Annotated in this window: 17 protein-coding genes; 6 read left to right on the top strand and 11 right to left on the bottom strand. The window is 68.1% G+C overall.

The annotated features are described in order from the left end of the window. Positions 1 to 30: 30 nt before the first annotated feature. Positions 31 to 1,212: an alpha/beta hydrolase family protein gene (locus ABQE89_RS25790; RefSeq protein WP_448421995.1), complete on the bottom strand. Its 1,182-nt coding sequence runs from the start codon at positions 1,210 to 1,212 to the stop codon at positions 31 to 33. Between the two features lie 40 nt (positions 1,213 to 1,252). Then, entirely contained in the window at positions 1,253 to 1,777 is a 525-nt protein-coding gene (locus tag ABQE89_RS25785) for an LppP/LprE family lipoprotein (protein WP_448421993.1), read from the bottom strand. Positions 1,778 to 1,894: 117 nt separating this feature from the next. Here ABQE89_RS25785 and ABQE89_RS25780 point away from each other — a divergent pair, with 117 nt between their 5' ends. The 3 genes from ABQE89_RS25780 (at position 1,895) to ABQE89_RS25770 (ending at position 5,580) form a co-directional block, all read left to right on the top strand. Next, positions 1,895 to 3,583 (top strand): DEAD/DEAH box helicase, encoded by a 1,689-nt coding sequence (locus tag ABQE89_RS25780; protein WP_448421976.1) that lies wholly within the window; start codon positions 1,895 to 1,897, stop codon positions 3,581 to 3,583. Continuing rightward, entirely contained in the window at positions 3,580 to 4,722 is a 1,143-nt protein-coding gene (locus ABQE89_RS25775) for an acyltransferase family protein (protein WP_448421974.1), read from the top strand. Before ABQE89_RS25780 ends, ABQE89_RS25775 begins: the two co-directional genes overlap by 4 nt. Before the next feature lie 141 nt (positions 4,723 to 4,863). Next, complete coding sequence (locus ABQE89_RS25770; RefSeq protein WP_448421972.1) at positions 4,864 to 5,580, top strand: siderophore-interacting protein; 717 nt, start codon at positions 4,864 to 4,866, stop codon at positions 5,578 to 5,580. 5 nt (positions 5,581 to 5,585) lie between these two features. Here the strand turns inward: ABQE89_RS25770 and ABQE89_RS25765 are convergent, their stop codons facing one another. From ABQE89_RS25765 to ABQE89_RS25750, 4 genes are all read right to left on the bottom strand, one after another. Continuing rightward, complete coding sequence (locus tag ABQE89_RS25765) at positions 5,586 to 6,167, bottom strand: TetR/AcrR family transcriptional regulator (protein WP_448421970.1); 582 nt, start codon at positions 6,165 to 6,167, stop codon at positions 5,586 to 5,588. Next, a complete protein-coding gene (locus ABQE89_RS25760) occupies positions 6,167 to 7,408 on the bottom strand; it encodes a cytochrome P450 (RefSeq protein WP_448421968.1) in 1,242 nt (413 codons plus the stop codon). The genes ABQE89_RS25765 and ABQE89_RS25760 overlap by 1 nt, the downstream gene beginning before the upstream one ends. Positions 7,409 to 7,556: 148 nt before the next feature. Next, the gene (locus tag ABQE89_RS25755; protein ID WP_448421991.1) at positions 7,557 to 8,876 is read right to left on the bottom strand and encodes an FAD-binding oxidoreductase; all 1,320 of its coding nucleotides are present in this window, start codon (positions 8,874 to 8,876) and stop codon (positions 7,557 to 7,559) included. A gap of 79 nt (positions 8,877 to 8,955) precedes the next feature. Beyond that, complete coding sequence (locus ABQE89_RS25750) at positions 8,956 to 10,197, bottom strand: multidrug efflux MFS transporter Tap (protein ID WP_448421965.1); 1,242 nt, start codon at positions 10,195 to 10,197, stop codon at positions 8,956 to 8,958. Positions 10,198 to 10,265: 68 nt separating this feature from the next. On the opposite strand from ABQE89_RS25750, the gene ABQE89_RS25745 reads away from it, so the two are divergent. Continuing rightward, on the top strand, positions 10,266 to 11,114 hold the full coding sequence (locus tag ABQE89_RS25745; protein ID WP_448421989.1) for a uracil-DNA glycosylase: 849 nt from the start codon (positions 10,266 to 10,268) through the stop codon (positions 11,112 to 11,114). A gap of 44 nt (positions 11,115 to 11,158) precedes the next feature. After that, complete coding sequence (locus ABQE89_RS25740; protein WP_448421963.1) at positions 11,159 to 12,196, top strand: LLM class flavin-dependent oxidoreductase; 1,038 nt, start codon at positions 11,159 to 11,161, stop codon at positions 12,194 to 12,196. Here ABQE89_RS25740 and ABQE89_RS25735 read toward each other — a convergent pair. The 5 genes from ABQE89_RS25735 to ABQE89_RS25715 form a co-directional block, all read right to left on the bottom strand. Next, entirely contained in the window at positions 12,193 to 12,639 is a 447-nt protein-coding gene (locus ABQE89_RS25735) for a nitroreductase family deazaflavin-dependent oxidoreductase (protein ID WP_448421961.1), read from the bottom strand. The two genes, ABQE89_RS25740 and ABQE89_RS25735, sit on opposite strands and share 4 nt — an antisense overlap. Positions 12,640 to 12,644: 5 nt before the next feature. After that, entirely contained in the window at positions 12,645 to 13,082 is a 438-nt protein-coding gene (locus ABQE89_RS25730; RefSeq protein WP_448421959.1) for an HIT family protein, read from the bottom strand. 86 nt (positions 13,083 to 13,168) lie between these two features. Continuing rightward, positions 13,169 to 14,149: a hypothetical protein gene (locus ABQE89_RS25725; RefSeq protein WP_448421957.1), complete on the bottom strand. Its 981-nt coding sequence runs from the start codon at positions 14,147 to 14,149 to the stop codon at positions 13,169 to 13,171. 182 nt (positions 14,150 to 14,331) lie between these two features. Continuing rightward, entirely contained in the window at positions 14,332 to 15,648 is a 1,317-nt protein-coding gene (locus ABQE89_RS25720; RefSeq protein ID WP_448421955.1) for a hypothetical protein, read from the bottom strand. A gap of 765 nt (positions 15,649 to 16,413) precedes the next feature. After that, a complete protein-coding gene (locus ABQE89_RS25715) occupies positions 16,414 to 16,914 on the bottom strand; it encodes a DNA-deoxyinosine glycosylase (protein ID WP_448421953.1) in 501 nt (166 codons plus the stop codon). A 39-nt stretch (positions 16,915 to 16,953) separates the two neighbouring features. Here ABQE89_RS25715 and ABQE89_RS25710 point away from each other — a divergent pair, with 39 nt between their 5' ends. Then, positions 16,954 to 18,075, top strand: coding sequence for an adenylate/guanylate cyclase domain-containing protein (locus ABQE89_RS25710; protein ID WP_448421951.1), 1,122 nt, complete (start codon positions 16,954 to 16,956; stop codon positions 18,073 to 18,075). Position 18,076: the final 1 nt, after the last annotated feature.

Genomic DNA, 18,076 nt, shown 5'->3' with positions numbered 1-18,076 from the left:
TCACCGACACCGCGGCCTCACCTCGGCGGGTCACGGCGCCAGAATGCGAGCCAGAAACGGGGTGGAATCGGGCACCGAGGCCAGGACCGTGCCGGAGTGGTCCTCGTCGGGATAGACGTGCAACTCGACGGGCTGGCCGTTGGCCTTCAGCGCGTCGGCGAACGTCAGCGTGAACTGCGCGGGCACGTCACGGTCCTGCAGGCCCTGGCCGAGGAAGATCGGTCGGTCGTAGCCGCTGGTCGGGATTCCCAGGTAGGCGTCGACGGCCGCGGGCAGGCCGGGCACCGACGCCAGCGGCGCGGTGAAGAACCCGGGAACCCGTTCGCCGGCCAGGGCCACGTCCAGGTCGGCCTTGCAGAGCGTCTCGGCCAGCGTCGCGGCCTGACGGCCCGCGTCGCTGAGGGCGGTGTCGATCTGGACGTCGAGCGCGTCGCGCAGGGCCGCCAGAATGTAGGCCGCGTAGCTGTTGGCGGCCGGGCCCAGGTCGGGCGGCAGCGTCATGTCCGGGCCCGCGCTCGTCACCACGTTCTGCACATTGGCCGGCGTGCCGGTGGCCACCACCCCGCGGTAGTCCAACCCGCGACCGGCGCTGAACTCACTGGCGTAGCGGGCGGTGCCGACCGCCGCCGCGCCGCCCTGGGACTGGCCGATCAGTGCCCACCTTCCAGCCAGCGGCAGATCCAGCTGATGGGCGGCGACGACGGCGTCGACGACAGCGTGTGCGGTCGCGACGGTGTTGAGGTAACTCATCAAACCGGGAGTGCCCAGGCCGGTGTAATCCGGTGCCACCACCGCGTAGCCCTGGTCGAGCCAATGCGTCAGATACTCGTCGTCGCGGGCGGTGCGCGGCTGCGCCGACGGGGTGCAGTCGTCACCGAGTCCGACGGTGCCGTGCGCCCACACCACCACCGGCCAGCCGCCCTCCGGCGGCGCCGTCTTCGGCGTGAACACCGCCGCGGTGGCCACGGCGGGCGAATTGTGTTGGTTGACCGTGGAGTACAGGTAGCGATCGGCCTGCCCGGCGCCGCTGACCCACAGCGGCCGGCTCAGCTGGGTGGTGTGCATCAGTGTCCCCGCCGGCGGGATCGGCCCGGCGTAGGTCCTGGCGTCCAGCCCCGACCAGGCCGGCGCGGCGACCGCCTGCGCGGTCGGCGGAAAAGAAAACAGTCCAACGATCGACAACGTCACGGCGAACACGATCGCCCTCACCAAGGTGCTCACGGGCCACATTCAACATGCCCGGTCGACGGGCTCAGCCGCCGGTGTTCGAAATCAACTCCACGCCGTTGCCGTTCCACCGGAACTTCACCACGCTCGTCAGCCCCGGCATCCCGCTGGAATAGCTCAGCGCGACGGTGTCGCCGGTGCTCGCCGAGGTGTCGATGCCGTTGAAACCGTAGGTGTCGGGCACACCGGTGGGGATGAACTTGCCGCGATGGAACATCACCGCCCTGGTGTTGGGGTTCTCGGCGTTGGTGTTGGCCTTGACGATCACCGCCGACAGCAGCGCGCACTCGTTGTAGTTGCCTGCCAGCGGTTCAGGGTTCCAGCCCTGGTTGCTGCGCGGGTCGCGGGGCAGTTCGGACACCGCCGTGACGATCTCGGGTGCGGCCAGGTTGACCTCGCAGGGGTCGGCGGCGGCCGGCGGTGCGACCGGGCCCGACGGGGGAGCGGCGGGCGGCGGCGGGCCCGCCACCGAGCTCACGTCCTGGCTCGGTGGGCCCGGCGTCTTGGAGACCGTCGAATCGCTGGCGCCGCACCCCACGACCGCCACCATCACCGCACCGATCACCGCCGCCCATTTCACGTTGCGCACCGTACCGAAACCGTCGACCGGGTCCGGACAGGCCGCGCGGCGGGTCGGCCGGTAGGGGCGCATTAGACTCGACCCGACATGACGTCTGAGCAACCGGACGCGCCCGGCGCCGATCTGACCTTTGCTGACCTGCAGATTCACCCATCGGTGCTGCGGGCCGTCGGCGACGTCGGATACGAGGTGCCCTCGGCGGTGCAGGCCGCCACCATTCCCGCCATGATGGCCGGCTCCGACGTCGTCGGCCTGGCCCAGACCGGAACCGGCAAGACCGCCGCCTTCGCGATCCCGATCCTCTCCAAGATCGACCCCGCCAGCCGCGCCACCCAGGCGTTGATCCTCGCGCCCACCCGCGAGTTGGCTCTGCAGGTGGCCGAGGCGTTCGGCCGCTACGGCGCACACCTGCCCGAGATCAACGTGCTGCCCATCTACGGCGGGTCGTCCTACGGCCCCCAACTGGCCGGGCTGCGGCGTGGCGCACAGGTCGTCGTCGGCACGCCCGGCCGGGTGATCGACCATCTGGAGAAGGGCAGGCTCGACCTGAGCCGGCTGGACTACCTGGTGCTCGACGAGGCCGACGAGATGCTGCAGATGGGCTTCGCCGAGGACGTCGAGCGGATCCTGTCCGACACCCCGGAGTACAAACAGGTGGCGCTGTTCTCGGCGACCATGCCCGCGGCGATCCGCAAGATCACCAGCAAGTACCTGCACGACCCCGTCGAGGTGACGGTCAAGGCGAAAACCGCGACCGCGGAGAACGTTTCGCAGCGCTACATCCAGGTGGCCGGGCCGCGCAAGATGGACGCGCTGACCCGAGTGCTGGAGGTCGAACCGTTCGAAGCGATGATCGTGTTCGTCCGCACCAAGCAGGCCACCGAGGAAGTCGCCGAACGACTCAAGGCCCGCGGGTTCGCGGCGGCGGCGATCAACGGCGACATCGTCCAGGCCCAGCGCGAGCGCACCATCGCCGCACTCAAGGACGGAACCGTCGACATCCTCATCGCCACCGACGTGGCGGCCCGCGGTCTGGACGTCGAGCGCATCTCACACGTGCTCAACTACGACATCCCGCACGACACCGAGTCCTACGTGCACCGGATCGGACGTACCGGCCGCGCCGGACGGTCAGGAGCGGCGCTGCTGTTCGTCACGCCGCGGGAGCGCCATCTACTCAAGGCGATCGAGAAGGCCACCCGGTCGAAGCTGGTGGAGGCCGATCTGCCCACGGTCGCAGACGTCAACGCCCAACGGGTGACGAAGTTTCGCGATTCGATCACCGACGCCCTCGACGCACCGGGGGTGGAGTTGTTCCGCAGCCTGATCGAGGACTACGAGCGCGACCACGACGTGCCGATCGTCGACATCGCCGCCGCGTTGGCCGCGCAGGCCCGCAACGGCGACGAGTTCTTCATGGTCGAACCCCCGCCGGAGAAGCGGCGCGAACGCCCCGATCGCGATGAGCGGCCCAAGCGCCGCAGCGCGCACCCGTCCCAGGACATGGCCACCTACCGCATCTCGGTGGGCAAGCGGCACAAGGTCGGTCCCGGCCACATCGTCGGCGCCATCGCCAACGAAGGCGGCCTGCACCGCAGCGATTTCGGCCACATCACCATCCGGCCCGATTTCTCGCTGGTGGAGTTACCCGCGAAACTTCCGCGCAAGACGTTGAAAGCACTTGAAAACACCCGCATTTCGGGCGTGAAGATCAATCTGCAGCCCGACCAGAAACCCGGAAGGGGTTCGGACAAGCACCGACGGAAGCGGCAATGACCCTGTCCAGCAGGCTGGACGAACAGGGCGGGCTGGAGTCCGTCAGCAAGCCCGAGCGGGTCTCCTCGCTCACCGGAATCCGAGCGGTGGCGGCGCTGCTGGTGTTGGCCACCCACGCCGCCTACACCACCGGCAAGTACCCGCAGGGCTATGTGGGGCTGGTGTACTCGCGGATGGAGATCGGGGTGCCGATCTTCTTCGTGCTGTCGGGGTTCTTGCTGTTCCGGCCGTGGGTCAAGGCCGCCGCCGCGGGCGGTCGGCCACCGTCGGTGCGCCGCTACGCGTGGCGCCGGGTGCGGCGGATCATGCCCGCCTACATCGTGACCGTGCTGGCGGCCTACGTCGTCTACCACTTCCGCACCGCCGGGCCGAACCCCGGGCACACCTGGGAAGGGCTGCTGCGCAACCTCACCCACACCCAGATCTACACCGACAACTACGTGTACTCGTATCTGCATCAGGGGCTGACCCAGATGTGGAGCCTGGCGGTGGAGGTGGCGTTCTACGCCGTGCTGCCGCTGCTGGCCTACCTGCTGTTGGTGTTGGTGTGTCGGCGACGGTGGCGGCCCGGCCTGTTGCTGGCGGCGCTGGGCGCGTTGTCTTTGCTCACCCCGGCCTGGCTGGTCCTCGTACACACCACCGACTTCTTGCCTGACGGCGCCAGGCTGTGGCTGCCGGCCTACCTGGCCTGGTTTCTCGGCGGCATGATGCTGGCCGCATTGCAACCGCTCGGGGTTCGGGCGTACGCGTTGGCCTGCGTTCCGCTGGCGCTGGTGTGCTACTTCATCGTGTCGACGCCGCTGGCGGGCGAACCCACCACCTCACCCTCGGAACTGCGGGAGGCGCTCGCCAAGTCGGCGTTCTACGCGGTGATCGCGACGCTGGCGGTGGCGCCGCTGGCGCTGGGGGATCGCGGAATCTACGCGAAGTTCCTGGCCTCGCGGCCGATGGTGTTTCTCGGCGAGATCTCTTATGAGATCTTCTTGATCCACCTCATCACGATGGAGGTGGTGATGGTCGAGATCCTGCGCCACCCGATCTACACCGGTTCGATGGCGATGCTGTTCATCGGCACGTTCGTGGTGACGGTGCCGTTGGCCTGGCTGTTGCACCGGTTCACCCGGGTCCGACCGGACTGATCCCGCCGCGGCGACCGAACTCGCGAAACTGCATTCCAGCAGGCCCCCACTCGCACTTCGCCTGCGCGGATGCAGTTTCGCGGCCCCGCCCGCCGACTTCTTAGGTTAAGCTGCCCTAATAAGCGAGCGAAGGACGAGGGGATGTCAGACAAGAAGCCAACGCGTGGTTTCCAGGGTGCGGTGCTCAAGCTGCTGCGCGCGGGCGACTACCGGCTGACCGTCACGGGCCGGCGCGAGATCAGCCCGCACTACCTGCGGCTGAACTTCGATGCCGGTGGCATGCTCGCCGACCGGCCGCTGCACCCGACCATGTGGGTCCGGATGTGGTTCGCCGACGGGGACAAGCAGCACCAGCGCGGCTATACGCTCGTCGACCCCAACCCGGAGGCCGACACCGTCGACATCGAGTTCGCACTGCACGACGGCGTGGCCTCGCACTGGGCCGAGAACGCCCAACCGGGCGACACCATCGATGTGACGGTCCTCGGCAGCAACTTCACGCTGCCCGAGCCGCCGCCCGCGGGCTATCTGATCGTGGGCGACACCGCATCGCTGCCCGCGATCAACTCGCTGCTCGTGGCCATCGGGGACACCCCCGCACGGGTGTTTCTGGAAGCCGCTCGCGACGGCGACAAGCAGTTACCGGTGACCCGCCCCAAAGACGTCACGTGGGTGGACCGCAAGAACGCCGGCCAGGCGTTGGTGGAGGCGGTCGCCTCGGCGGCGTTCGACGCCTCCGACCACTTCGGCTGGGTGGCCTGCGACAACCGCACCACCCGCGCGGTGTCCAAGCTGTTCCGCGAGGAGTTCAAGATGCCGCGCAAGTCGATCAAGGCCCAGGCGTACTGGGTGGCCTGACGCCGTTACGGGGTGGCCGGCCAGTTCGGCAGCACGATCGGTACGACGAACTCCTCGAGCATCGCGCGCTCGTCGTCCTCGTCGTGACCGGGGAACAGAAACAGTGAGGTCATCACCCGGACGAGCCAACGCGCCCGGTGCGCGACCACCTCGGGCTCGTCGGGTCCCAGCGAGATGACGAAGGCCTCGGTCAGCGCCTTGATCACCTCCGACTGCTCGGCCATCTCCGCGCCGATCGGCCGCTGCGTGGTGGCGAACCACGAGGCCAGCGCCGGACTTTCGCGGACATTGCGCAGCGAGGCGAGCATGCCCTCGATCAGGCGGTCGCTGGGATCCAGTACGGAGTTGACCTGCTCGGTCATCTCGCGATAGAGCCGGTAGCTCTCGCGGTGCACGTAGGCGGTGTAGAGGGCGTCACGATTCTCGAAGTACCTGTACAGCGTGGCACGCGAACAGCCTGCCGCCGAAGCGATTTCGTGCATCCCGACGGTCGCGGCCTCTTTCTGGGCGAACAGTTCGCCCGCGGCGTCGAGAATGCGGTCGGCGGCAACCTCGGTGCGCCTCGCGGCCAACCAGTCGCCGGCCATCAGCCCTTGACCCGGAACGGCACCGACGTCGGCCTGCGCACGTAACCTCCGCCTGCCCAGGTGATTTTGGACTCGTCGACCTCGAAATCCGGGCAACGGGCCATCAGCTCGGTCAATGCGACCCGGGACTGCATGCGGGCTGCGGCCGCACCGAGGCAGAAATGCGCGCCGTGGCTGAACGTCATGATGTTGCGCGGCCGCCGTCGGACGTCGAGTTCGCCTGCGTTCTCGCCGTATTCGCGCTCGTCGCGGTTGGCCGACCCGTAGAGCAACAGCACCCGGCGGCCCTCGGGGATCGTGGTCTGGCCGACGGTGACGTCGCGGGTGACGGTGCGGGCCAGGCCCTGCACCGGCGAGGTGAGCCGCAGGAACTCGTCGATCGCGTCGGGAATCAGCCCGGGGTCGGCGGCCAGCAGCTCGCGCTGGTCGGGCCGCTGATGCAGCAACTGCACGGTGCCGCCGAGCATGCCGGTGGTGGTGTCATTACCCCCGGTGACCATCGTGAAGGTGAACGCCAGGATCGACAGCGTGCCCTTGATGTCGCCGTCGGCGCCCACGCCGGCGGTCACCAGATGCGAGATCGTGTCGTCCTCGGGTTCGCGGCGGCGGCGCTCGATGAGCTCGGTGAAGTAGGCCATCATCGACCCGACTGCGTCGCCCACGCTGGCCATCGCGCCCGCGATGCCGGCGGTGGAGGTGTTGGCGGCGACGATGGCGTCGGTCCAGTCGTCGAACTGCTTACGGTCGGCCTCCGGCACGCCCAGGTAGTGCGCGACGACCATCGACGGCAGTGGTTTGAACAGTTCGGCGACGATGTCTCCGCCACCGTTTCGCCGGATGCGCTCGATGCGCTCGACGACGAACTCGCGGACCTTGGGCTCGACGGCTTCCACCTGCCGTGGGGTGAACCCGCGTGACACCAGTTTGCGAAACTCGGTGTGTACCGGTGGGTCGGTCATCACGAACGGCGGATTATCTTGCAGACCAATGAGTTCCAGCTCACCATAGTTGATGGTCAGGCCCTGCGCAGACGAGTAGGTGGCGTTGTCGCGGGCGGCCTCCCAGACGTCGGCGTGCCGGGACATCACGTAGTAGTCGTGGTCCGGTGCGTCCTCGGGGACGACGTGGTGCACCGGGTCGTGGTCGCGCAGCGCGCGATAGGTCGGCCACGGATCCGACCACGTGTCGGCGTCGAAGAGGTGGAAACGCACCGGTGGGCTCTGAGACAGAGTTGCCGTCATGTCTCATTCGTACGACAGAGGCCGTGATGGTGTCAATAGGTTACGGGGAATCGATCAGCGAATGTGCGGTGACGGGGCTGAGTGTGCGTCCTTGGCGGGAATTATCTGAAAATCCCGCCCTCAGCGCACACCCGATGCCGTCACACGGTCAGATGCCGGCGCCGGGGTTGAGGATGTTGTCCGGATCCAGCGCCTGCTTGATGCGGCGGTTGAGGTCCATCGCCTCCGGGCCCAGCTGGCCGGCCAGCCACGGCCGCTTCAGCCGGCCGACCCCGTGTTCTCCGGTGATCGTGCCGCCGAGGGCGACGGCGAGGTCCATGATCTCGCCGAACGCCCGCTGAGCGCGTGCGGTCATCGCGGCGTCGGCGGGGTCGTAGACGATGAGCGGGTGGGTGTTGCCGTCGCCGGCGTGGGCGATCACCGAGATCATCAGATCGTGGTTGGCCGCGATCTTGGCCACCCCCGAGACCAGGTCGGCCAGTGCGGGCAGCGGCACCCCGACGTCCTCGAGCAGCAGCGAGCCCTTGGCCTCCACCGCGGGGATCGCGAACCGGCGGGCGGCGACGAACGCCTCGCCCTCGTCGGGATCTGATGTCGAAAACACCTCGGCGGCACCGTGTTCGGTGAACACGTCGGCCATAAAGCCGGCGTCCTCGGCTCCCGAGTGGCCGCGTTCGTCGCTGGCGGCCACGATCATCGCGGCGGCGTTGCGGTCCAGTCCCATCCGCAGCTTGTCCTCGACGGCGTTGATGGCCGCGGCGTCCATGAACTCCAGCATCGACGGCCGGATCCTGCCGGTGATGGCGACGACGGCGTTCGCGGCGGCCTCCACCGAACCGAACGTCGCGACCACGGTGCAGGGCGCATTCTGGGCCGGCAGCAGCTTGAGGGTCACCTCCGTGACGATGCCGAGGGTGCCCTCGCTGCCGACGAACAGCTTGGTCAGCGGCAGCCCCGCGACGTCTTTGAGCCGCGGCCCGCCCAGCCGCACCGCGGTTCCGTCGGCCAGCACCACCTGCAGGCCCAGCACGTAGTCGGTGGTGACGCCGTACTTCACACAACACAGCCCACCGGCGTTGGTGGCGATGTTGCCACCGATGCTGCAGATCTCGAACGACGACGGATCCGGCGGATACCACAGCCCGTGCTCGGCGGCCGCGGTCTTCACCTCGGCGTTGAGCAACCCGGGCTGCGCGACGGCCGTGCGGGTGACGGGGTCGACGGTGATGTCGCGCATCCGCTCGGTGGTCAACACGATCGCGCCGTCGAGCGCGGTGGCGCCGCCGGACAGGCCGGTGCCCATGCCGCGGGGCACCACCGCGATCTTGTGCGCGGTGGCCCAGCGCATCACGGTCTGCACGTCCTCGGTGCTGCGCGGCCGGACCACCGCCAGCGCGGTGCCCGCGCTGGGGTCGAAGGCGCGGTCCTGCCGATAGGAGGCCAGGATGTCGGGGTCGGTGACGACCATGTTCTCCGAACCCTCGGACAACTCGGCGATCAAGGCGGCCACGGCGGAGTTCACCCGCCAATCGTAGGTCGGGCGCTGATCACGAGGGCTCGAGCGGGGCAGGCGTGCGGTCCAGTTCGCGAAGTGCGGGCAAGAACACCGCCGCCGCGCCCAGTAGCAGCATCGGCAACGACAACGCCAGAAAGGTGACGTGCAGGCCCGCCGAGTCGGCCAGCGGGCCCGCGACGACCAGCCCGAGTGGGCCCGCGGCATAGGCCAGCGAGCCCATCACCCCGACCACCCGGCCGCGCAGGTGCTGCGGGGCACGCGTCTGCATCACGTAGTTGTAGATCGGCTGGATCGGGCCGTACATCAGCCCGATCACCGCGCTCAGCGCCAGGATCAGCGGCAGCGGCGGCAGGAACGCGATCACCGTCATCGCCGCCCCCAGCGTCAGTACCGCCGCCACCATGGTGGCGCGACGGCTCATGTACCTCGACACCACCGCATAGCCCAGCGCGCCGACCAGACCGCCGATGCTCAACGCCATCAGCACCCAGCCCAGGTGGGCGGGTTCGTCGCGGTCGGTGAAGTACTTCGGGAACAGCACGCTTTCCATCGGCATGTAGAGCCCGGTCGCGGCCAGATCGACGAAAGCCAGCGTGCGCAGCACCGGGGTGCGCCAGACGAACTGCAGGCCCTCCACGATGCCCGCCCACACCCCGTCGGGCAGCACCGTCCGGTCGGGCGCACCCGCGCCTTCCAACCGCAGCAGCGCGATCGCGGTGATCGACAACAGGAATGCGCATGCGGTCACCCACATCGTGTTCACCCCGCCCAGCGTGGCGATCAGCAGGCCGCCGATGCCGGGGCCGACGATGTAGGCCAGGTTGAACGTCGCCTCGTAGACGCTGTTGGCGCGGTCCAGCGTCCAGCCCGCACGCGTGGCCGCCTCGGGCAGCATGGTCTCGCGGGCGGTCATGCCCGCCGGGTCGAAGAATGCGCCGAGACCGGCCAGCACGGCCAGCACCGCGACGTTGACCACGTCCATGCCGAAGGTCAAGGCCAGCACCGGCACCGCGGCCACCGACAGCGCCGAAAGGGCGTCGGAGATCATTGAGACGCGGCGGCGCCCGAGGTAGTCGACCGCGGCGCCCGCGATCAGGGTGGCGACCAGCAGCGGCAAGGTTCCGGCCATCGCCACGATCGAGGCCTCGACCGCAGAACCGTTGCGCTGCAGCACCAGCCAGGGGAAGGCGACGATCGAGATGCCGTTGCCGGCTCCCGCCATCAGCACGGCGAACAGGATCAGGTACAGGGGGCCGCGCTTGCCATTCGTCATGGGATATCGCGGCTGAATTTAACAGCGGATCGCCTGTGGGACGACGCATTTTCGGCTGCGTGCGCGCGATGGTGCACAGTGAGGCTGTGCACCTACCTCATCCGCGCACCGGGGTCGAGTTCGAATCGCCGGTGCCCCCCGGCGCCGGCTGGCCCGGTGATCCGGCGACCCCGCGCACCGCGGTGGCCCAGACGCCCGCGCAGGTGGCCGCCATGGCTGCCGCGGTGAAAACCGTCGAGGAACTGGACGCCGAGATCTCGGTGTGCCGCGCCTGCCCCCGGCTGGTCCAGTGGCGCGAGGAGGTCGCGGTGGTCAAACGCAAGTCTTTCGCGGGCGAACCATACTGGGGCCGACCGATACCGGGCTGGGGGCCCGCGCGCCCGCGGGTGATGATCGTCGGCCTCGCGCCGGCCGCGCATGGCGGCAACCGCACCGGGCGGGTGTTCACCGGCGACCGCTCCGGCGACTTCTTGTTCGCCGCGCTGCACCGCACCGGTCTGGCCAGTCAATCGGTGTGTGTGGATGCCGCTGACGGCTTGACGCTCAACGACATTCGGATCGCCGCCGCGGTGCGCTGCGCGCCGCCGGGCAATGCGCCAACGCCCGCCGAGCGGGCCACCTGTGCGCCGTGGCTGGACGCCGAGTGGCGGTTGATGGCGCCGTCGGTGCGGGTGCTCGTCGCGCTCGGCGGTTTCGCGTGGCGGGCGGCGCTGCAGATGGTGCGCACCGGCGGGGGCGTGGTTCCCTCACCGGCCCCGCGGTTCGGGCACGGGGCCACCGCCGACCTCGGCGACGTCACATTGATCGGCTGCTATCACCCCAGCCAGCAGAACACCTTCACCGGCAAGCTCACGCCGGAGATGCTCGACGACGTGTTCCGCACCGCTGTCGCGCTGGCGTCCGGCGGACAGTGGTGACCGGAGCGGGGAACGCTTTATCGCCGCGCGGCGTTGAGCAGGTGATGCAGCTATCCGTCCTCGATCTCATCCCGGTGCGCACCGACCAGTCGACGTCGGACGCCCTGTCGGCTTCGACGCAGCTCGCGAAGGTGGCCGATCGCCTCGGCTACACCCGCTACTGGATCGCCGAGCACCACAACATGCCGTCGGTCGCGGCCACCAGCCCGCCGGTGGTGATCGCCCACCTGGCCGCCCACACCACCCGGATGCGGATCGGCTCGGGCGGGGTGATGCTGCCCAACCACGCGCCGTTGGCCGTCGCCGAGCAGTTCGCCCTGCTGGAGGCGGCGCATCCGGGGCGCATCGACCTGGGTATCGGCCGTGCGCCGGGCTCGGACCCGGTCACGTCGTGGGCGCTGCGCGGCGCCGCCGGTCGCGACGAACGCGACATCGAGGCGTTTCCCGAGTACCTCGGCGACGTGGTCGCGCTGATGAGCCCGCAGGGCGCTCGGGTGGCGATCCCGAACCAGCACTACGTGCTCAAGGCCACCCCGGCCGCCGCCAGTGTGCCCAAGCTGTGGCTGCTCGGCTCGTCGATGTACTCGGCGCACCTGGCCGCGGCCAAGGGCCTGCCGTACGTGTTCGCCCACCATTTCTCGGGCAAGGGCACCGCCGAGGCGCTGCAGACCTACCGGTCGGAGTTTCGGCCGAGCATCCAGGCCTCCGAGCCGGAGACATTCCTGACCGTCAACGCCGTGGTGGCCGACAGCCGTGACGACGCAACGGCGTTGGCCTTGCCGAACCTGCAGATGATGGCCCGGTTGCGGGCCGGCCAGCCGTTGGGACCGCTGGACCTCGTCGAGGACGCCGAAGCGACGGCGCTCGGCCCCGACATGCAGCGGGCGGTGGAGGCCGCCTTCGGCCGTACCGTGGTGGGAACCCCCGCGGAGGCCGCCGACGAGATCCGTGCGCTCGCCGAGCGGTTCGGAGTCGACGAGGTGATGATCAACCCGGTCGCGTCGGCGCGCCGCGGCACCGATCCCGCCTCTGCGCCGGCACGTGAGAAGACCCTCGAACTGCTGGCCAAAGAGCTGTTCTAGGGCCTCAGCACCACCACGGGGATCGGGCGCGTGGTGCGCTTCTGATAGTTCTCATAGCGGTTCGAGTTGTTCTTGTTGACGATCTGCCACAGTCGTGGGTAGTCGGGGTCGTCGGGCAGCACCGGTTTGGCGGTCACGGCGAAACGCTGTGGGCCGACGTTGATCTCGACGCGCGGATTGGCCTTCAGGTTGTGATACCAGCCGGGCGCCTTGGGTTCGCCGCCCTTGGACGCCACGATCAGATAGTTCTCACCGTCTCTGGCGTAGGTCAACGAGTTGGTGCGGGCGATCCCGGTTTTCGCGCCGACGGTGTGCAGCAGCAGGTTCGGTGGGGTGCCCGGCAGAATTCGGTGCCCGATCCGGCCGTTGGTGTTCCGATAGACCTTGTCGTGCAGCATCAACAGCGGCAGTGCGATGTGCTTTTCCCACCACGGCATGCTCATGGTCGTCAGTCTTGCGGACTGGAGCCCAGTTGCGCCAGCGCTTCGCGTAACAGCCGGCCGGATTCCTCGCGGTCGGGGTCGCGGCGCAGCAGCATGCCCTTGGCGAATGACAGCTTGTCACCGTTGTGACGCGGCAGGACGTGCAGGTGAATGTGGAACACGGTCTGGAACGCGGCCTTGCCGTCGTTGATGACGATGTTGTTGCCGTCGGCGTGCAAGCCGGACTGCCGCGCGGCTCGCGCGATGCGTTGGCCGATCGTCACCAGGCCGGCGACTGTCTCCGGCGGGGTGTCGGTCAGGTCGACGGTGTGTCGCTTCGGGACGACGAGCGTGTGGCCGCGGGTGAACGGTCGGATGTCGAGGAAGGCCAGATATTCGTCGTCCTCGTAGATGGGGACGGCGGGTGCCTCGCCCGCCACGATGGCGCAGAACACACAGGTCATTCCGCCACGTTAGCCGGTGGTCTCATGACGGCAGGCCGGAGCGGCGCCACCCCGGACGGGGCAGCGCCGCTACGGGCGGTTCGCGTTCAGCCGACGCTGTTGCTGCTGTTGTTGCCGTTGCCGCTCGAGGAGTTGGTGCTCGAGTTGTTGTTGGACTGATTGCCACCGGCATTAGCGCTGGAACTGCTGGTGGCGCCGCCGCCGATCGCCGTGCCGCCGTTGGCGGGTCCGCTGGTGGCGGTTCCGTTGTTGAAGGCGTCCCCGGCGCGGGTGGTGCCGCCCGTGGTGGTGCCGCCGGTGGCGCCGCCGCCGATGCCGTCACCGGCGTCCTGATCGATCTCCCCGCCGTCGCCCGCGTTGGCTTCGGCGCCGACGCCCACGGACGCCGCGGGGCCGGTGGTGCCGCCGGTCGGGTTGGTGTCACCGCCGCCGATGGTCTGGTCGCCGGCTCCGGCGCCACCGGCACCGAGTCCGTCGAGGGCCCCGATACCGGCACCGCCGAGGCCGGCCTGGACGCCGAGGTCCACCGGGACGCCGATGCCGCCGGTCGCCACGGGGATCGTGGCGCCGCCGACGCCCCAGCCGCCGAGGCCCAGACCACCCAGCGAGGCGCCGAGGTTCGAGCCGCCGACGCCCAACCCGCCGATGGCGGGATTGAGGCCGAGCGTGGTCCCCAGTGCCGTGCCGCCGACGGGCACGCCGAGGGTGGTGGCGGTGCTGGCGCCCAGTCCGCCGACGGCCAGACCGCCGAGCGTCGGGGCGGCGTTGATGGCGTTGCCGCCCGCGATGACCGGGCTGAGGATCGGAATGTTGAGCTGGCCGTTGGCGATATTGCCGGTGCCCGCACCGATCTGGTTGGTGATGCCGTTGCCGTTGCTGCCGATCGGGACGTTGATGTCGGTGTCGTTACCGCTCAACAACCACCAGTCGTCGGCCTGTGCCGCCGGGGAGGCCAGTGCGGCGAGTGCGCCGAATCCGGCCGTGCATCCGGCGATGGCGCTGATCGCGAGTGCGCGATTCAGCTTGGCCGGCGTGCGCAGTTCTCGGGACTTGTTGTGCTTAGTCACTTTTCTTCAGCTCCTTAAGTATTTCGTTGCCTGTCAGTGTGTTTGGAATATTTGGCGTCGACTTCTGACGACGTCAGCTGAATGCAGTCGTATCATCCAAGCGTTGTAGCAGTGCGACATTCAGCAACACTGCCGTTAGCAGTCACCTCATCCGCACCTCCCCGATGCCTTCACATCGCCGTCTAGTCATTGGTGTTCCCCCCTTCACCACCGCCCGGGCCGCCACCGTCGACGCCACCGTCGACACCACCGCCTTCGCCACCCTCGCTACCCGTGATGCCGCCGCCGAGGTCCGGTGCGGCGTCGAGATCGGCCGTGGTGCCCGAGCCGGCGCTATCGACCGCGGCGAGACTGTCGGTGCCGTTGGCAGACAATGCATCTAGATCCGAATCGGGGCCGTCGGTGTCGATCTCGATGTCGTCCTGCCCCGAGCCGCCGGACGGCTGGTAGCCGAGCTCGTTCAAGGCATCCAGGACGGGATCGGAGCCCTGCTGCTGGGTGCTGGTGGAGTTCGAAGTGGGGCCGATGTTGACCTGGTCGTTGAAGATGTTGCCGGAGCTGCTGGCGCCCTGGTTGGTGTTGCCGTTGCCGACGGTGCCCACTGTGATCCCCGAACCGCTGCCGCCCTGGTTACTGCTGTTGTTGCCGTTGTTGCTCGACGAGTTGGTGACCGCGGTGTTTCGGCTGATGTTGCCGCCGCCGAAACTGAACTGGGGGTTCCAGATGTTGGATACGAAGAACCCGAACTGGGTGGTGTTGCCGTTGCCCTGGCCCATCACGAACGTGCCGAACCAGCCGCCGAAACCGACTGTGGCAGTGCTGTAGTTGCCGTTTCCGAACGACACGTTGGTGATCGTCGTGTTGTTGCTTTCGTTGCCGAGAAGCGACCACTGCGGGTTGAAGATGTTGCCGGAGAAGAACGAGAACTGGACGGTGTTGCCGTTGCCGGTCGGGCCGCCGAACCACGGCAGGATGCCGCCGGCGGTGGCCACCGAGGTGCTGTTGTTGTTGCCGTTGCCTGCCGAGACGTTGTTGACGCTCGTGTTGTTGCTGACGTTCCTGGCGAAGCTGATCTGCGGGTTGAAGATGTTGTACGACAGGATGTTGATCTGCGTGACGTTGCCGTTCCCGGTCGCGCCGCCGAGCCGGATCTCCTGCGACCACAGCTCGTTGACGATGTTGTTGGCCTGGCCGATCACCACGTTGCCGAACGTCGTGTTGTTACTGATGTTGTTACCGCCGAACTGCGGGTGGAAGATGTTGCCCTCGAGGATGTTGATCCGGGTCGAATTGCTGACACCGTCCACCGTCCGGCCGGGCAGCAGGATCGACAGCGCTTCGGCAGTCGGGATGCTCAATTCGTAGACCGCTCCGATGCACAGGGCCGCGCCGCCGGCAATCACGGTGCGGGTCAGCATCGACCGCCTGCGCGACCTTCTGTGACTGCCCGCCCGCTTCTTGCGTCGCCGTGTGCCAGCGTCGATGCGATCCGGAGTCATTGCGACCCTCCTCGGTGCAGACCTGACTGCGCTCCTTGCGCAGCAGACATTAGAGCTTTGCTAGCCGCTGTGTCAAGCATCACAGTCAGATCTATGCGACCAAGAAGAGGAGATTTTGGCAAACCGCTTCGGGCAACCTGATTTGCCACTTGACTCCGGGTTTTTCGCCTAACGGGTCGACTTGACCTGCATTGATCTCAATACACCTGAGTATGGTTTCAAACGGGAAAGTGCAAATAAAAATTTGCGCCCGCGTGAGGCGCAAATATTGTCGATAACGCCGTTTAAGTCAGAAATTCAGAAAATTGTCGTAAAAGTAATTAACTGTGTCGGGGTGGTGGTATGGGGGGCCGGGACGTGCAAAGCCCCCGTCCGCCGACACCCGTTCCCGGCGAGCGTGCCTGCGAGAACACGGCGATCGCTCGGGGGCGATCCCGCCCCGCCGGCAACCGCGGTGCGCGCTGCGATCGGGACGTTCATAGCGCGGCCGACAGCGGCGCGACGTTGCACCGAGCGGTCGGCGTGCCATTCGAAAGTGGCGACGTAATCCCGGCCGGATTGCGCGAAATCCACGCATCGGGCGAATACCAAAACCCGCCCGTTTTAGATTGCTCGGCGACAACGCGACCTCGGTGTGCCCGGGTTTCCTACGACGCCCCCCACCCCTGCGCGAGCGTGCGGGTCAGAGGCCGACACGCCGCAGATCTGCAGGAGTTTTCGCACGGTCGCCGGCGTGTCGGCCGACCTCGCGCGCCCTGCAGACCGTCATCGGCGTGCGCTCAGTGCATCGCGCCAGGCCTCGAGCTTGACGGCGTATCGCATGGTCTGGGCGGGACTGGTCGACGGCATCCGCCGATAACTCACCGCCGGTCGGGCCCGCACCAGCCGGCCGAAGTTCTTCTCCGCGGCCGCGCCGTTGAACAGCACGGTCGTGATGCCCTGATATTCGTCGAACAGCCAGTCGAAATCGTTGGCCACCATGCTTTCCGGCGCCACCGCGGAGTCCAGGCTGCCCACGCGGCGGCATGATCTGAGCACATCCCACACCGCGACGCCGTGTGCGCGAAGCGACGCGGCCCGCGACTCGTACGGAGCGTCGACGTCGAATCCGAGAACCTCGCTCGTGATCCGCCAGAACGCGTTGCGTGGATTGCCGTAGTACTGCCCTGCGGCAAGGGACATGGCGCTGGGCATGTTGCCCAGGATCAGCGTGCGTGCGCCCGCGCCGACGATCGGTGGCAGCCCATGCAGCAGCGGGGAGGTCATGACTGCGAATATCGCACGGCTCGACGGTACGTTTGGCCGGTGGCCGAAGAAGACTTCGACATCGAAGCCTCCGGGCTGCTCGACGACCTCGACGACAAGACACGGGCCGAGCGCGCGGAGCTGATCGCCTGGCTGCTCGAGCGCGGCATCACCGTCGAGCAGATCCGAAACGCCTTCGCGCCGATGCTGCTTGCGGCGCGGCGTGTCCTCGGCGACGACGGCACCTATGTCTCGGCGCGGCAGACCAGCGAGAAGTTCGGCATCGACCTCGAACTGCTGCAACGAATTCAGCACGCGATGGGCTTGCCGACCGTCGACGATCCGGATGCCGCTGTGCACATGCGCGCCGACGCCGAATCCGCCGCATTCGCCCAACGTTTCATCGAGTTGGGCATCGAGCCCGACCAGATAGTGCAGATCACCCGCATGCTCGCCGAGGGGCTGTCCCGCGCCGCCGAGGTGATGCGATACGCCGCACTGGCTTCGGTTCTGGACCCGGCGGCCACCGAACTCGACATCGCCAAGAACTCCGAAGCGCTGGTGCGTGAGGCCGCCCCGTTGCTCGGGCCGATGATCCAGGAGATGCTGCGCGCCCAACTGCGACATCTGATGGAGACCGAGGCCGTCAGCGCATCTGAGCGCGCCGAGGGCCAACGGCTTCCCGGCGCCCGCCTGGTGACGATCGCCTTCGCCGACCTGGTCGGGTTCACGCGCCTGGGCGAGATGGTGCCGCCCGAAGGCCTCGAACGCCTGGCCCACCGGTTGGCCGACCTCGCCCGCGAGGTGGCCGTACATCCGGTGCGGCTGGTCAAGACGATCGGCGACGAGGTGATGTTGGTCAGCCCCGATCCGGTGCCGCTGCTCGAGGCGGTGATGACATTGGTCGAGGCCACCGACGGCGACGAGGACTTCCCCCGGCTACGGGTGGGCATGGCCACCGGCATGGCGGTCAGCCGCGCCGGGGACTGGTTCGGCAGCCCGGTCAACCTCGCCAGTCGGGTCACCGGCGCCGCCCGGCCCGGATCGGTGCTGGCCTCGGAGTCGGCGCGCGACGCCATCGGCGACGACGACCGCTTCTCCTGGTCTTTCGCCGGGGCGCGTCATCTCAAGGGCATCAAAACCGACGTCAAGCTTTTCCGGGTGCGCCGCGCCGCCGACTAGC

This window comes from Mycolicibacterium sp. XJ1819, assembly GCF_053483675.1.
Note: the sequence above shows the minus strand (reverse complement) of the source record. Positions and strands in the feature narration are given on the sequence as shown.

What these genes read in the sequence shown, in the direction of transcription:
- ABQE89_RS25750 (WP_448421965.1), bottom strand. Translation starts at nt 10,197, where the DNA reads ATGACGAATGGCAAGCGCGGCCCCCTGTACCTGATCCTGTTCGCCGTG.
- ABQE89_RS25735 (WP_448421961.1), bottom strand. Translation starts at nt 12,639, where the DNA reads ATGAGCATGCCGTGGTGGGAAAAGCACATCGCACTGCCGCTGTTGATG.
- ABQE89_RS25780 (WP_448421976.1), top strand. Translation starts at nt 1,895, where the DNA reads ATGACGTCTGAGCAACCGGACGCGCCCGGCGCCGATCTGACCTTTGCT.
- ABQE89_RS25740 (WP_448421963.1), top strand. Translation starts at nt 11,159, where the DNA reads ATGCAGCTATCCGTCCTCGATCTCATCCCGGTGCGCACCGACCAGTCG.
- ABQE89_RS25760 (WP_448421968.1), bottom strand. Translation starts at nt 7,408, where the DNA reads ATGACGGCAACTCTGTCTCAGAGCCCACCGGTGCGTTTCCACCTCTTC.
- ABQE89_RS25765 (WP_448421970.1), bottom strand. Translation starts at nt 6,167, where the DNA reads ATGGCCGGCGACTGGTTGGCCGCGAGGCGCACCGAGGTTGCCGCCGAC.
- ABQE89_RS25770 (WP_448421972.1), top strand. Translation starts at nt 4,864, where the DNA reads ATGTCAGACAAGAAGCCAACGCGTGGTTTCCAGGGTGCGGTGCTCAAG.
- ABQE89_RS25755 (WP_448421991.1), bottom strand. Translation starts at nt 8,876, where the DNA reads ATGGTCGTCACCGACCCCGACATCCTGGCCTCCTATCGGCAGGACCGC.
- ABQE89_RS25730 (WP_448421959.1), bottom strand. Translation starts at nt 13,082, where the DNA reads ATGACCTGTGTGTTCTGCGCCATCGTGGCGGGCGAGGCACCCGCCGTC.
- ABQE89_RS25785 (WP_448421993.1), bottom strand. Translation starts at nt 1,777, where the DNA reads ATGGTGGCGGTCGTGGGGTGCGGCGCCAGCGATTCGACGGTCTCCAAG.
- ABQE89_RS25715 (WP_448421953.1), bottom strand. Translation starts at nt 16,914, where the DNA reads ATGACCTCCCCGCTGCTGCATGGGCTGCCACCGATCGTCGGCGCGGGC.
- ABQE89_RS25775 (WP_448421974.1), top strand. Translation starts at nt 3,580, where the DNA reads ATGACCCTGTCCAGCAGGCTGGACGAACAGGGCGGGCTGGAGTCCGTC.
- ABQE89_RS25720 (WP_448421955.1), bottom strand. Translation starts at nt 15,648, where the DNA reads ATGACTCCGGATCGCATCGACGCTGGCACACGGCGACGCAAGAAGCGG.
- ABQE89_RS25745 (WP_448421989.1), top strand. Translation starts at nt 10,266, where the DNA reads ATGGTGCACAGTGAGGCTGTGCACCTACCTCATCCGCGCACCGGGGTC.